Source organism: Streptomyces sp. NPDC097107 (assembly GCF_044762405.1).
Lineage (GTDB): Bacteria > Actinomycetota > Actinomycetes > Streptomycetales > Streptomycetaceae > Streptomyces > Streptomyces thinghirensis.
The window spans coordinates 15,744-29,160 of record NZ_JBIWEF010000021.1; the positions used below are offsets into that span (position 1 = coordinate 15,744).

General features: G+C 72.1%; 12 protein-coding genes. 4 read left to right on the forward strand and 8 right to left on the reverse strand.

The window, feature by feature from the left end:
• Nucleotides 1–44: 44 nt before the first annotated feature.
• The 4 genes from ACIQ1J_RS33440 (at nucleotide 45) to ACIQ1J_RS33455 (ending at nucleotide 2,955) form a co-directional block, all read left to right on the forward strand.
• Entirely contained in the window at nucleotides 45–485 is a 441-nt protein-coding gene (locus ACIQ1J_RS33440) for an ATP-binding protein (protein ID WP_403562852.1), read from the forward strand.
• Between the two features lie 139 nt (nucleotides 486–624).
• Entirely contained in the window at nucleotides 625–1,689 is a 1,065-nt protein-coding gene (locus ACIQ1J_RS33445; protein WP_403562854.1) for a biotin/lipoate A/B protein ligase family protein, read from the forward strand.
• 241 nt (nucleotides 1,690–1,930) lie between these two features.
• A complete protein-coding gene (locus tag ACIQ1J_RS33450; protein WP_403562856.1) occupies nucleotides 1,931–2,140 on the forward strand; it encodes a hypothetical protein in 210 nt (69 codons plus the stop codon).
• A 152-nt stretch (nucleotides 2,141–2,292) separates the two neighbouring features.
• On the forward strand, nucleotides 2,293–2,955 hold the full coding sequence (locus tag ACIQ1J_RS33455; protein ID WP_403562858.1) for a hypothetical protein: 663 nt from the start codon (nucleotides 2,293–2,295) through the stop codon (nucleotides 2,953–2,955).
• Here ACIQ1J_RS33455 and ACIQ1J_RS33460 read toward each other — a convergent pair.
• The 8 genes from ACIQ1J_RS33460 to ACIQ1J_RS33495 form a co-directional block, all read right to left on the reverse strand.
• Nucleotides 2,946–4,490 carry an NCS1 family nucleobase:cation symporter-1 gene (locus ACIQ1J_RS33460; protein ID WP_403562860.1) on the reverse strand — a complete coding sequence of 515 codons (1,545 nt, stop codon included), beginning with the start codon at nucleotides 4,488–4,490 and terminating at the stop codon, nucleotides 2,946–2,948. The two genes, ACIQ1J_RS33455 and ACIQ1J_RS33460, sit on opposite strands and share 10 nt — an antisense overlap.
• Before the next feature lie 115 nt (nucleotides 4,491–4,605).
• Nucleotides 4,606–5,628 (reverse strand): TIGR03842 family LLM class F420-dependent oxidoreductase, encoded by a 1,023-nt coding sequence (locus tag ACIQ1J_RS33465; RefSeq protein ID WP_403562862.1) that lies wholly within the window; start codon nucleotides 5,626–5,628, stop codon nucleotides 4,606–4,608.
• Between the two features lie 11 nt (nucleotides 5,629–5,639).
• Nucleotides 5,640–7,043, reverse strand: a complete 1,404-nt coding sequence (gene hydA, locus ACIQ1J_RS33470; RefSeq protein WP_403562864.1) for a dihydropyrimidinase — start codon at nucleotides 7,041–7,043, stop codon at nucleotides 5,640–5,642.
• A 34-nt stretch (nucleotides 7,044–7,077) separates the two neighbouring features.
• The gene (locus ACIQ1J_RS33475) at nucleotides 7,078–7,920 is read right to left on the reverse strand and encodes a nitrilase-related carbon-nitrogen hydrolase (RefSeq protein ID WP_403562866.1); all 843 of its coding nucleotides are present in this window, start codon (nucleotides 7,918–7,920) and stop codon (nucleotides 7,078–7,080) included.
• Between the two features lie 114 nt (nucleotides 7,921–8,034).
• On the reverse strand, nucleotides 8,035–9,648 hold the full coding sequence (locus ACIQ1J_RS33480; protein WP_403562868.1) for a PucR family transcriptional regulator: 1,614 nt from the start codon (nucleotides 9,646–9,648) through the stop codon (nucleotides 8,035–8,037).
• A 31-nt stretch (nucleotides 9,649–9,679) separates the two neighbouring features.
• On the reverse strand, nucleotides 9,680–10,963 hold the full coding sequence (locus ACIQ1J_RS33485; RefSeq protein WP_210961554.1) for an aspartate aminotransferase family protein: 1,284 nt from the start codon (nucleotides 10,961–10,963) through the stop codon (nucleotides 9,680–9,682).
• Nucleotides 10,960–11,802, reverse strand: coding sequence for a nitrilase-related carbon-nitrogen hydrolase (locus ACIQ1J_RS33490; protein WP_403562871.1), 843 nt, complete (start codon nucleotides 11,800–11,802; stop codon nucleotides 10,960–10,962). The genes ACIQ1J_RS33485 and ACIQ1J_RS33490 overlap by 4 nt, the downstream gene beginning before the upstream one ends.
• 178 nt (nucleotides 11,803–11,980) lie before the next feature.
• Nucleotides 11,981–13,408, reverse strand: coding sequence for a hypothetical protein (locus ACIQ1J_RS33495; protein ID WP_403562873.1), 1,428 nt, complete (start codon nucleotides 13,406–13,408; stop codon nucleotides 11,981–11,983).
• Between the last annotated feature and the right edge of the window lie 9 nt (nucleotides 13,409–13,417).

Sequence of the window (13,417 nt, forward strand, 5' to 3'; positions counted from 1 at the left end):
TACCGGGTAATCGCGTGCCATGAAACGGAGCCGGGGGAACAACCGTGGATGAATCGTCGCTACGGGCGGTGGGGTGGGCGCGTTCGCTGCCGGTGCGGAGCAGCCCGAAGGCGGCCCGCGACTGGGCCCTCGGACACCTGAAGACGCTCGACTGGACCGACAGCGCCCCGCAGACGGTGGACGACGTGCTGCTCACCGTCTCCGAACTGGTCACCAACGCCCACGTGCATGCTCGCTCCCACGCCCAACTGGTGATGACGTGGGACGGCCAGTGCCTGCACGTGGCCGTGCACGACGCCTCCAGGGAACTGCCCACGCCCCGCCCTCCGAGCGGCCAACGCCTCGGTGGGCGGGGCATGTTCCTCGTCGACGTGCTGGCCGACAGCTGGGAGGCCCGCCCGTGCCCGGACGGCAAGACCGTCATCGCCTGTTTCCGCCCCCCGGCCGAGGACGAGGCCGGCACCGGGGCCGAGGACGCCCGCTGACCCGGCCCGCCGTTCGGCAGCGGGGGCGGGCCGTGCCGAGATGGGGCGTTAAGGTGCCATACGGAGCATGTGCGCGTCCATCCGGACGCCGGAACCGCCGGCTCGGGAGTCACGCCGCGCGCTGGAAGGGAACGAAGCCGTGCATGGCGAATACAAGGTGCCCGGCGGCAAGCTCGTCGTCGTGGACCTGGAGGTCGAGGGCGGCGCCCTCCTCAACGTGAGAGTCGCCGGGGACTTCTTCCTGGAACCCGACGACGCGATCCTCTCGATCAACGACGCCCTGGAAGGGGCTCCCACCTCCACGGACACCGCCGGCCTGGCGGCCCGGATCACGGCGGCGCTGCCGGAGCCGACCGTCATGCTCGGACTGACCGCGGAAGGCGTCGGCGTCGCCGTTCGGCGAGCGCTGGCGCACGCGAGCGAGTGGAGCGACTACGACTGGCAACTGGTGCACGTGGAGCCGCAGGCCCCGGCCATGCACATGGCTCTGGACGAGGTCCTCACCGCCGAAGTGGCCGCCGGGCGACGGGCGCCCACGCTGCGGGTCTGGGAATGGGCCTCGCCCGCCGTCGTCATCGGCAGCTTCCAGTCACTGCGCAACGAAGTGGACCCGGAGGGCACGGCGAAGCACGGAATGACCGTGGTACGCCGGATTTCCGGCGGCGGGGCCATGTTCGTCGAGCCGACGAGTACCATCACGTACTCCCTGTCCGTGCCGGAGGCGCTGGTCTCGGGCCTCTCCTTCGCCGACAGTTACGCCTACCTCGACGACTGGGTGCTGGGCGCACTCGGCGACATGGGCATCAAGGCCTGGTACCAGCCCCTCAACGACATCGCCACCGACGCCGGCAAGATCGCCGGTGCCGCCCAGAAGCGGATGGTCGGCCCTGACGGCGGTCCCGGAGCAGTCCTGCACCACGTGACCATGTCGTACGACATCGACGCCGACAAGATGCTCGAGGTCCTGCGCATCGGAAAGGAGAAGATGTCCGACAAAGGCATGAAAAGCGCCAAGAAGCGCGTCGATCCGCTCCGCCGCCAGACGGGCCTCGCCCGCGAGCAGGTGATCGAGAACATGATCGCCTCCTTCCGGAACCGTTACGGCCTCGCCCAGGGGCACATCACCCCGGCGGAGCTCAGCCGCGCTCAGGAACTCGCCGCCTCCAAGTTCAGCAGCGAGGAGTGGACCGCGCGCGTGCCGTAGCGCCCACGCGTCCCGGCGGACCGCGTCGCGCACGACCTCGCCCGCCCGCCTACCGCCCTCCGCGGACGGTCACCAGGCCCGACCCACAGGCGAACGCCACGAGTTGGGCCCGGTCCCGCACCAGTGCCACGCCCCGCCCGCCGTCGGCCGCCTCGCCGACCGCCTCGATGCCTTCCTCGGTGTCGAGGAGGGTCCCGCAAGCCGGCCCGCGTCAGCGCCTGATCGTGCCGGACCTGATGAGGTGACGGTCGCCCCGGTCACCGTCGAGACGGTCTGGGGCCGGGACGTGCGCGATGCCGTCCAGTTCTCCCATCGCGCGTACCGGGTGGCACCGCGCCCCGCCGCTCGGCTCGCCGGTCCGCCGAAGGCCCTGCGCCCGTTCGGCACCGGCGCCGGCACCGGTGTGCGGCTGCGGGCCGACGAGTGGCCGGTGACGGCCGTCCGGCCTTGACGCCCCGTCCGGACCGGGGTGCTCCCGTCCGTCTGCGTCACCACGCGGCCACGCACCGAGTTCGCCCTTCCGCCCCACGGGGAGTCGTGTGACACTGGCGTCCCGTCCGCAGTGCGGACCCTCTCCGCACCATCCCCCCCGAGAAGTGCGCCGTGCGTTCTCTTCCCCTGCCGCTCGCCCTGACCGCGCGTCTGGCGCCGGTCGCCGTGCTCGCCACGGCGGGCTGGGCGCTGTCGTCCGGGCCGGACACGTCACCGGCCGCGAAGGACAAGACGCCGCCCGACACCACCGACCGGTCCGCCTCCGCACCGGCGACCGAGGCGGTGACGAAGACGTACGCCTCCGCTCCGGCACCCTGCGAGAGCCTGGCCGGGAAGACGGTCACCTCACTGGTGCCGGGTGCCAAGGCGGCCGGCAAGGAGATCCCCTCGACGGACACCGGCGTGCGCCGCACCTGCTCCTGGAACGCGCTCAAGGGGTACGAATACCGGTGGCTCGACGTCTCCTTCGAGGTGAGGGCGTCGGACGAGGCAGCACTGAAGTCGTACAAGGAGCGGGTCGCCGACCGGAGCGGCGGTGGCGAGGTCCCGGGGCTCGGCGACGCGGCGTACTCCGTCGTGAACCTCACCACCGAGGACAAGCAGCAGACGCGCGAGGGCACCGTGCTGGTCCGCGCCGCCAACGCCCTCGTGATGATCACGTACAACGGCAGTGACTTCGAGTCGAAGAAGGCACCGAGTACGGAGACGATCAACAAGGGTGCCATCAAGGCGGCCAAGGAGGCGGTGGCCGCCTTGGCGGGCGGTCAGGGCTGAGCCGGGCCGGCCGCCGTGCGGGGCCGGGTGGCGGGCAGCAGCATCAGCGCCAGGTAGAGCACCGTGGAGGTGCCGAGGCCCACCGCCCAGCCGTAGTCGGCCAGCGGTTCCAGGAACGGCACGGGACGGCCGTCGATCAGCGGGTGGAAGTCGGCGCCCCCGATGGCCAGGACGCCACCGACGAGGAAGGCGACGACCGCCCGCCAGTTCCAGCCCCGGTCGTACCAGTAGCGGCCGCCCGTGCGGTACAGGTCGACGAGGTCGAGGCGGGCGCGGCGCAGGATCCAGTAGTCCGCGATGAGGATGCCGGCGACCGTGCCGAGCAGCCCGCCGACCAGGCCGAGCCAGGTGAAGATGTAGCCCTGCGGGTCGGAGTACAGCTTCCACGGGAAGATCAGCACGGCGAGGACGCAGGTGATGAGCGCGCCGGCCCGGAAACTCACCTTGCGCGGGGCGACGTTGGAGAAGTCGAAGGCCGGTGAGACCAGGTTGGCGGCGATGTTCACGGACAGGGTCGCCACCAGGACGGTGACGAGGGCGAAGAGCAGCCCGACCACGCTGTCCGTCTTCGCGGCGAGCTTCACCGGGTCCCAGATGGCCTCCCCGTACACCGCCTGCGAACCGGAGGTGACCATCACGGAGAGGAACGCGAACAGCGTCATGGTGGTCGGCAGTCCGAGGGCCTGGCCGCGCGTCTGCGCCTTCTGGCTCTTTCCGTAGCGGGTGAAGTCGGGAATGTTGAGGGACAGCGTGGACCAGAAGCCGATCATGCCCATGAGGGAGGGCCAGAACAGCTTCCAGAAGTCGGCGCCCCAGCCCAGCTTCGACGGCTGGTCGAAGAGCGGGCCGAAGCCGCCCGCCTTGTCGGCCATCCACCACAGCATCACGAACGCGCCGACCAGCACGAAGGGGGCCGCCCAGTTCTCGAAGCGGCGGATCGTCTCCATGCCCCGGTAGATGACGGCGACCTGGATCGCCCAGAAGATCGCGAACGACAGCCACATCGTCCAGGCGTGGCCGCCGAACGTCGCCGCGTTCGTCCAGCCGTCGCCGATCAGCTTGCCGGCCAGGAAGTAGATCGCCTCGCCGCCGATCCAGGTCTGGATGCCGAACCAGCCGCACGCCACGAGCGCCCGCACCACAGCGGGCAGGTTGGCGCCGCGGATGCCGAAGGAGGCGCGGGCGAACACCGGGAAGGGGATGCCGTACTTGGGTCCCGCGTGCCCGGTGAGCAGCATCGGCAGAAGCACGATCACGTTGGCCAGGGCGATGGTGAGCACCGCCTGCTTCCAGTCCATGCCGACGGCGATCAGACCGGAGGCCAGGGTCCAGGAGGCCGTGTTGTGGGCCATGCCGACCCACAGGGCGGAGAAGTTGTACGTGGTCCAGGTGCGCCCCCCGACGGGGACGGGCAGCAGGTCCTCGTTGGCGTAGGGGCCGCTCGGCGGCGGGGAGCCCGGGGCGAGCTCCACGCGCCCGTCGGGGAGGGTGACTTGGGCGGACGGCGCTATCGCCGTGGGCGCGGTGTCGGTCATGGGCAGGCCAATCGTGCGGTGGGACGGGAAAGGCCGTGCGGGCGGCGCCGAGGGGGGTGCGCGCGGGTGCGCTTCGGGCCCCCTCCCCGGAGGGCGGGGAGGGGGCGTCGGGTCGTCAGGCGTTGACGGCCGGGATGACGCGCGTGCCGTAGGCGTCGATCACGGCTTCCTGCGCGTCGTGCATGTCGTAGAGCGCGAACTGGTCGACACCGAGGGCCCGCAGGGCGTTCAGCTTCTCGATGTGCTTCTCGGCCGGCCCGATCAGGCAGAACCGGTCGACGATCTCGTCCGGTACGAACCGGGTGTCCGGGTTGCCGCTGCGTCCGTGGTGGGAGTAGTCGTACCCCTCGCGGGCCTTGATGTAGTCCGTGAGTTCGTCGGGGACGGCGGCCGAGTGGGTGCCGTACTTGCCGACGAGGTCGGCCACGTGGTTGCCGACCATGCCGCCGAACCAGCGGCACTGCTCACGCGCGTGGGCGAGCGCCTCGGGCGAGTCGTCGGCGGTGACGTAGGCCGGGGCGGCGACGCAGATCCTCACCTCGGACGGGTCCCGGCCCGCGGCGACGGCGGCGTCCCTGACGGCCTTGACCATGTACTCGGTCAGGTAGAGGTCGGCGAGCTGGAGGATGAAGCCGTCGGCCTCCTCGCCGGTCATCTTCAGCGCCTTCGGTCCGTACGCCGCCATCCACACGGGTACCTCGGCGCCCGGCTTGATCCAGGGGAACCTGACGACGGTGCCGCCGCCGAGGTCGGCCTCCTCTCCCCTGCCCAGTGCCCGGATGACCTTCATGGCCTCGCTGATGCGGGCCAGCGTGTTGGGCTTGCGGCCGGCGACGCGCATCGCGGAGTCGCCGCGGCCGATGCCGCAGACGGTGCGGTTGCCGAACATGTCGTTGAGGGTGGCGAAGGTGGAGGCGGTCACCTCCCAGGTGCGGGTCCCCGGGTTGGTGACCATCGGGCCGACCTTGAGTTTCGTGGTGTTGGCCAGGATCTGGCTGTAGATCACGAACGGCTCCTGCCAGAGCACGGCGGAGTCGAAGGTCCAGCCGTGGCTGAAGCCGTTGCTCTCCGCCAGCTTCATCAGGTCGACCACGCGGGAGGCGGGCGGGTCGGTCTGCAGGACGAGTCCGAAGTCCATGGGCACCGCTCCTAGTTCAGGTACTGACAGGTGGCGCGCGGGGTGTAGACGCCGTGGCCCTTGCGCCCGGTGTACTCCCGCTCGGTGACGACCGGTTCGCCGCGCGAGAACACCGTCTCCACGCGGCCGGTGATCCGCTTGCCCTCGTACGCCGAGTAGTCGACGTTCATGTGGTGGGTCTCGGCGGAGATGACCTGCTCGGCGTGCGGGTCGTAGACGACCACGTCGGCGTCGGCGCCCGGGGCGATGGTGCCCTTCTTCGGGTAGAGGCCGAACATGCGGGCGGGGGTGGCGCAGGCGATCTCGATCCAGCGGCGCCGGGTGATGTGCCCGTCGACGACGGCCTGGTGGAGCAGGTCCATGCGGTTCTCGACACCCGGCATGCCGTTGGGGATCTTGGAGAAGTCGCCCCGGCCCAGCTCCTTCTGGCCGCTGAAGCAGAAGGGGCAGTGGTCGGTGGAGACCACCTGGAGGTCGTTGGTCCGCAGGCCCCGCCACAGGGCCGCCTGGTGCTCGCGCGGGCGCAGCGGGGTGCTGCACACGTACTTGGCGCCTTCGAAGCCGGGCTCGGCGAGGTTGTCGGTGGACAGGAAGAGGTACTGCGGGCAGGTTTCGCCGAAGACGTTCAGGCCCTCGTCGCGGGCCCGGGTCAGCTCCGCGACCGCCTCCGTCGCGGAGACGTGCACCACGTACAGGGGCGCGCCGGCGACCTGGGCGAGCTTGATGGCACGGTGGGTCGCCTCGGCCTCCAGGAGCGCCTTGCGGACCTCGCCGTGGTGGCGCGGGTCGGTCTCGCCGCGGGCGAGGGCCTGTTCGGCCAGGACGTCGATCGCGATGCCGTTCTCGGCGTGCATCATGATCAGGCCGCCGTTGCCGGCGGCGCGCTGCATGGCGCGCAGGATCTGGCCGTCGTCGGAGTAGAACACGCCGGGGTACGCCATGAACTGCTTGAAGGAGGTGACGCCCTCCTCCACCAGCAGGTCCATCTCCTTGAGCGTCTGCTGGTTCACGTCAGAGACGATCATGTGGAAGCCGTAGTCGATGGCGCAGTTGCCCTCTGCCTTGGCGTGCCAGGCGTCCAGGCCCGAACGCAGGGAGTGTCCGACGCTCTGGATGGCGAAGTCGACGATGGTGGTCGTGCCGCCCCAGGCGGCGGCCCGGGTGCCGGTCTCGAAGGTGTCGGCGGCGTAGGTGCCGCCGAAGGGCATCTCCATGTGGGTGTGGCCGTCGACGCCGCCCGGGATGACGTACTTGCCGCTCGCGTCGATGACCCTCTCGGCCGTGAAGGCCTCGGCGGCGGGGGTTCCGGTCGCGGCGAGGGCGGCGATGCGGCCGTCCTCGATCAGGACGTCGGCGTGGATCTCGTCGGACGCGGTGACGACGAGGCCGCCGCGGATGACGGTACGGCTGCTCATGCTGCTGTTCCCTCCTGTCAGGTGCCCCGGTCGGTCAGGGCGCGGTCAGCGGGGAGTACGCGCCGGGCGCCCGGTCGCGGTAGAACTGCCAGCGGTCGCGGACTTCCCGCAGCTTGCCCATGTCGAGGTCGCGGACGACGAGTTCGCTCTCCTTGTCGCTCGCGACCTCGCCGACGAACCGCGCCTCGGGGTCGACGAAGTAGGAGGTGCCGTAGAAGTCGTTGTCGCCGTACTCCTCCACGCCGACGCGGTTGATCGCGCCGACGAAGTACTCGTTGGCGACGGCCGCCGCCGGCTGCTCCAGTTGCCACAGGTAGCCGGACAGGCCGCGCGAGGTGGCCGACGGGTTGAAGACGACCTCCGCGCCTTCGAGGCCCAGCGCCCGCCAGCCCTCCGGGAAGTGCCGGTCGTAGCAGATGTAGACGCCGACCTTGCCGACGGCCGTGTCGAAGACCGGCCAGCCGGAGTTGCCGGGGCGGAAGTAGAACTTCTCCCAGAAGCCGCGTACTTGCGGGATGTGCGTCTTGCGGTACTTGCCGAGGTAGGAGCCGTCGGCGTCGATCACGGCGGCGGTGTTGTAGAGGACGCCGGGCTGCTCCTCCTCGTACATCGGGAGCACCAGGACGATGCCGTGCTCGCGGGCGAGCCGCTGGAAGCGCTCGACTACGGGGCCGTCGGGGACGCGCTCGGCGTAGGCGTAGAACTCGGGGTCCTGGACCTGGCAGAAGTACGGCCCGTAGAACAGCTCCTGGAAGCACATGACCTGTGCACCCTGTGCGGCGGCGTCACGCACCGCCTGTTCGTGGACCTGGATCATCGATTCCTTGTCGCCCGTCCAGGCGGTCTGGAAGAGCGCGGCACGGATCACTCGGCTCATCTTCGGCCTCCACTCGCTCGGTGTGGCGCTCGGTGTACGGCGAGGTTAGGGGCGGCGGACGGCCGGTCCGAGTGGCACGGTGTCACGTCTGTCGGGGTCGGGCATTGCACGGTGTCACCCCTGTTGCGCGTCGTGGGCGAGGAGCGCGATGTGGACGGAGGCGGCCTGCTCGAAGTCGTCGAGGTCGACGCCGAGGCGGCCCTGTATGGCCTCCAGACGGCGGTAGAGGGCGGGCCGGGAGACGTGGTGGAGCTGGGCGGTGCGGGACTTGTTGCGGCCGGTGGCGAGGTAGGTGCGCAGCACGGACAGCAGGTCCTCGTCGGGACCGCGCAGCAGCCCGTCCAGCTCCCGCTCGGCGAAGGACTGCACGTGGGGGTCGTCGCGCAGCAGCCGGACCAGTCCGCGCAGGTGGATGTCGCGCAGCCGCACGACGGGTGGCGGGTCGAGGGCGGTCGCGGAGTCGGCCACGGCGTCGGCGACGTGCAGGGCCTCGCGCAGGCCGGCCGGTACGTCGTCCCAGGCGGCGCGGGCGCCGGCCGCCGCCACCACGGCGTGGGAGGACTCCGGCTCCGACCGCAGCCGGGCCGCGAAGTGGGCGGTCAGCGCCCTGGCGTCCTGGTCGGGGGCGAGGCTGAGCAGGACGGCGCCGGCACCGTCGGCGAGTTCGGCGACGATCCCGGGCAGGCCCAGCAGCCGCAGCACGCGGTTCAGCCGGGCGGGCTCCTGGCCGCGGACGACGAGCGGGACGAAGACCCGCCGGTTGACCGGCAGTCCGGCGGCGCGCGCCCGGGACAGGAGCCGCCGTGCCGGTACGGCGCCGCTGACCAGGTCGGTGAGCAGGCTCCGCGCGGACTGCGCCTCCCAGGAGTCCCAGGAGCTGCCGGGGGTCCCGGAGCCTTTGGCGTGGGTGCCGTCGCCTCCGAGCATGCGGTGCAGGACGAGGGCCTCGGCGGCGCGGTCGGCGAGCAGCCGTCCGGCGGCCCGGTCACCGCGGTAGCCGCACAGCACCAGCCGCCCCCAGCGCTCCCCGCGGCCGCTCAGCTCGGCGCGGATCCAGCCGTCGGCGGTCCCGGCGCCGGCCTGGCGGGCGATGCGTTCCCAGTCCCGGAGCACGTCGTCGACGGCGGACCGCTCCCCCGCCGTGGCGAGGACGCGGTGGGCCAGGTTGGTGACGACGACCGGGCAGCCGCCGTGCCGGGCCACCTCGTCGAGGAGGCGCTGCACAGGCGCGCCCGCGGTGATCAGCCCGGTCAGTTCGGTGCGTACGGCCTCGGAGAGGCTGACGGCGGCGAACTTGCGCCGCAGCAGCCGGGACTGTACCTCCTCGGTCAGTTCGGCGAAGGGGAAGGGCCGGTGCAGGACGACCATGGGCAGACCGCACCGCTCGGCCGCCCGGCGCATCACGTCCGGCGGGGCCGGGAAGGCCCGGCCGAGACCGAGTACGACGGCCGCGGCCTCCGCGCGGTGCAGAGAGCGGATGTACTCGCCCTGCTTGTCCTCGTCGCCGGCGAGCAGCACCCCGGTGGTGAGCACCATCTCGCCGCCGCTGAGCATCACGCCGACGTCGGCGGCCTCGGCGACGTGCACCCAGCGCACCGGGCGGTCGAGCCGGTGCGCGCCGGCCACCACCTCGGGCTGCCCGGCGAGCACCCGCTCCAGGGTGAGGACCTGTCGGACCGAAAGAGCGGGTTCCCAGGGCTGCCGGTCCTGGTCCCGGGTGGTGGTCATGGCGGCGCCTCCTCGGCTCGGGACGCGGCCGTCAGATGCTCCGCAGAGCGCGTTCGAGGATCGCGGCGCCCTCCTCGGCCTCCGCGACGGTGAGGGACATCGGCGGTGCGACGCGCAGGACGCTGGTGCTGTGGCCGCCGCCCTTGCCGATGAGCAGCCCGCCCGCGCGGGCCTCCTCCAGCACGGTGGACGCGGCCTCGGGGGCGGCCTCGTCGGTGCCGGGCCGGGCCAGTTCGATGCCGATCATCAGCCCGCGTCCGCGCACCTCCCGTACGTGCGGCACCTGGGCGGCGACGGCCCGCAGCCGTTCGATGAGCATGCCGCCGACGCGCCGGGCGTTGCCCTGGAGGTCGTGCTCCAGCAGGTACGTGAGGTTGGCGAGGCCGGCCGCCATGGTGACCTGGGTGCCGCCGAAGGTGGAGATGCTGTTGGCGTCGAGGCAGTTCATGATCTCGGCGCGGGCGATCACGCCGCCGACGGACATGCCGTTGCCGATGCCCTTGGCGAAGGTCACGATGTCCGGCGGGCCGCTGCGCCCGTGGGCCTGCCAGCCCCAGAAGTGCTCGCCGGTGCGGCCCCAGCCGGTCTGCACCTCGTCGGCGATCCACAGGATGCCCCGCTCGTGCAGCACCTCGCGGAACGCGGCGTACAGGCCGTCCGGCGGCGAGGTGAAACCGCCCACGCCCTGGACGGGTTCGGCGATCAGCGCGGCGGGCGGACGGGTGTGGCCGAGGAGATCCTCGAGGTCCTCCACGCAGGCGTCGATGAAGTCGCGGTCGTCCAGGTGCGCGTACGGACCGCGGGTACGCACACCGCCGTGGACGTAGAGCGTCTGGAGCGGGGAGAGCGAGGTCGGGGACCAGCCGCGGTTGCCGGTGATGCCGACCGAGCCGAAGGAGCGGCCGTGGTAGCTGTTGCGCATCGCCAGGACGGTGTTGCTGCGCCGGTGGGCGGTGGCGAGCAGCAGGGCGGTGTCGTTGGCCTCGGTGCCGGAGGTGGTGAAGAAGACGCGGGCGTCCGGGATGGCGGAGACGCGGGCGACGCGCTCGGCGAGTTCGACCATGGGCCGGTTGAGGTAGAGCGTGGACGAGTGGATGATCCGCCCGGCCTGTTCGCTCACCGCCTTGGTCACCTCGGGCAGGGCGTGCGCGGTCATCGTGGTGAGGATGCCGCCGAAGAAGTCGAGGTACTTGTTGCCGGCGGCGTCCCAGACGTGCCGGCCCTCGCCGTGCGTGATCTCCAGCGGGTCCTCGTAGTACAGGGCGAGCCAGTCGGGCAGGACGGCGCGGTGCCGGCCGAACAGGTCCTTGGTCACGGCCGCACCAGCCCTTCGTAGGCGTCGGGGCGGCGGTCGCGGTAGAAGGCCCACTGCTGCCGCACCTCGTCGATGAGGTCGAAGTCGAGGTCGCGGACGACGAGTTCCTCCTTGGTGTCGCTGGCGGTCTCGCCGACGAACTGCCCGCGCGGGTCGACGAAGTACGACGTCCCGTAGAAGTCGTTGTCCCCGTACTCCTCCTGCCCGACCCGGTTGATCGCGGCGACGTAGTACTCGTTGGCGACGGCCGCGGCGGGCTGTTCGAGCCGCCACAGGTGGGCGGAGAGGCCGCGGTGGGTGGCGGAGGGGTTGTAGACCAGCTGGGCGCCGCCGAGGCCGAGTTGCCGCCAGCCCTCCGGGAAGTGCCGGTCGTAGCAGATGTAGACGCCGACCTTGCCGACGGCCGTGTCGAAGACCGGCCAGCCGAGATTGCCGGGACGGAAGTAGAACTTCTCCCAGAAGCCCTTCACCTGCGGGATGTGGTGCTTGCGGTACGTCCCGAGGACGGTGCCGTCGGCGTCGATCACGGCCGCGGTGTTGTAGTAGAAGCCGGACTGCTCGACCTCGAAGACGGGGACGACGATCACCATGCCGGTCTCGCGCGCGAGGGCCTGCATGCGGCGGGTGGTCGGGCCGTCGGGCACGGGCTCGGCCCAGCGGTAGTGCTCGGGGTCCTGGACCTGGCAGAAGTAGGGGGCGTTGAAGACTTCCTGGAAGCCGATCACCCCGGCCCCCTGCCGGGCCGCCTCGCGGGCGTGCTCCTCGTGTTTCGCCACCATGGACTCGGTGTCGCCGGTCCAGGTGGCCTGGACGAGAGCGGCACGTACGACGTTGGCCATGAGCTGCTCCTTCGACACGACGTCAGAGCCTCTACGCCCGTAGAGCAGGCAGTAGAGGGACGAACGTAAGCCTGGCCGGACGGGCTTGCCAAGACCATCGTCGCCAAGCCGTGGTGTCGATCGTGATTCGCACTCCTGTGGGTGAGTGGTCGGGCTGGTGGGGTGGCTGAGTCGGGCTTCAGGTGGCGAATCCGGCGACGCGCAGGGCGTGGACGAGGTCCCAGTGGCGTTCGTCGGAGACTTCATGGGCCGCCGCCAGCAGCAGCGGCACGAGGACCGGCGGGGCGGGTTCGGCGCTGCGGGCCGCCTCTTCCGGGGTGCGGGCGCGGACGCAGGCATCGAGGAGCGCGCGGCCCTCGCGGTGCCGGCCCGCGGCGACCAGGCCGAGGACGGCCGCGCCGATCTCGGCGGCGGGACGTGCCACGCCCTGCCGCAGGATCATCTCCCCGTCGGCCCCGCGTCCGGCCGCGGCCAGCGCGTCGGCGGCGGCGACCAGGCTCTCGGCGGGCAGGGAAGCGGTCTCCCACAGCAGGGTCGTCCAGTCGGCGCCGAGTCCGGCCTGTTCCAGCCGTGCGGCGAGCAGCGGGAAACGGGCGGCGGGCCCGTGCGCGGCCTCGGCCAGCAGGGCGTGCGCCTCCCCACTGCGCCCCTCGGCACGCAGCCGCGTCAGCGCCTCGACGAGGCGGCCGGCCACTGCCCCGTCCGCCGCCGTGGCCGGCGGCCCGGGCGGTGGTGCCGGCTGCTCAGCGGTCTGCGCGTTTCCCGCCGTGCCGGCGAAACGCGCGCCGCGCGGGGTGCGTGCGTCCGCCGGTGCGGCAAGGGGGCTCGGTACGCCGTCCGGCGCTACGGAGGCAGGGACCGCGTCCTCGTCGAAGGCCCCGGCGAAACGCGCGCCGCCCCGACGGCGTCCGCGTGACGCCGCGCCCTCGGCACCGGCCGCCCCGCGCACCGGCCCTGACACCCGGCGCTCTCGCCCCTCCCCCTCGACACCGGCCGCCCCGCGCTCTCGCCCCTCCGCCGCGTGCCCGGCAAGCTCCTCGGGAACGCCCGCGCGGATCGCGGTGCCGTCCTCGGCCTCTCCCGGGCGGACGGCCTCCGTGCGGCGGTCCAGCTCCGCCGTCCGGGCCCGGATCTCGGCGCACCGGGCCGTTGCCCGGGCGTGGTCGTCGCGGGCCCAGGCCAGGTCGAGGCGGAGGGCGTCGGCCGCCTGCCGGTCGGTGGCCGAGGCGAGCAGGCGGCCCAGTTCCGCTTGGCGGTCGGCGGCGTACCGCTGCTCGCGGAGCATCACGTCGAGCCGGTCGCCGAGGGCGTCCCGGGCGCCGGGGAGGGAGTCGTACGCGGTGAGCGCGGCGGCGTGGAGGGCACGGGCCCGGTCCGTCTCCGCCGTGGCGGCGGGGGCGCCGTACCGGCCGGCGAAGTCCTGGAGCAGAGCCTCCATCACGTCCCAGGGCGGCACCTCGCGTCCTTCGAGACAGGCCCGCATGCCGTCGGGGTCGCGCTGCCAGAACACCCCGCACCAGCCGCCCTCCTGGTCCAGGTGCGTCAGCAGGTCGGTCAGGTAGCGGGCGAACCGCCGCACCCGACCCGGCAGTTGTTCCACGGCCATCGCTCGGCT

Excerpts from the sequence above, each read along its gene's own strand:
- ACIQ1J_RS33460 (WP_403562860.1), bottom strand. The coding sequence starts at position 4,490 with ATGACCGACACCGCGCCCACGGCGATAGCGCCGTCCGCCCAAGTCACC.
- ACIQ1J_RS33480 (WP_403562868.1), bottom strand. The coding sequence starts at position 9,648 with ATGACCACCACCCGGGACCAGGACCGGCAGCCCTGGGAACCCGCTCTT.
- ACIQ1J_RS33495 (WP_403562873.1), bottom strand. The coding sequence starts at position 13,408 with ATGGCCGTGGAACAACTGCCGGGTCGGGTGCGGCGGTTCGCCCGCTAC.
- hydA (WP_403562864.1), bottom strand. The coding sequence starts at position 7,043 with ATGAGCAGCCGTACCGTCATCCGCGGCGGCCTCGTCGTCACCGCGTCC.
- ACIQ1J_RS33465 (WP_403562862.1), bottom strand. The coding sequence starts at position 5,628 with ATGGACTTCGGACTCGTCCTGCAGACCGACCCGCCCGCCTCCCGCGTG.
- ACIQ1J_RS33490 (WP_403562871.1), bottom strand. The coding sequence starts at position 11,802 with ATGGCCAACGTCGTACGTGCCGCTCTCGTCCAGGCCACCTGGACCGGC.
- ACIQ1J_RS33475 (WP_403562866.1), bottom strand. The coding sequence starts at position 7,920 with ATGAGCCGAGTGATCCGTGCCGCGCTCTTCCAGACCGCCTGGACGGGC.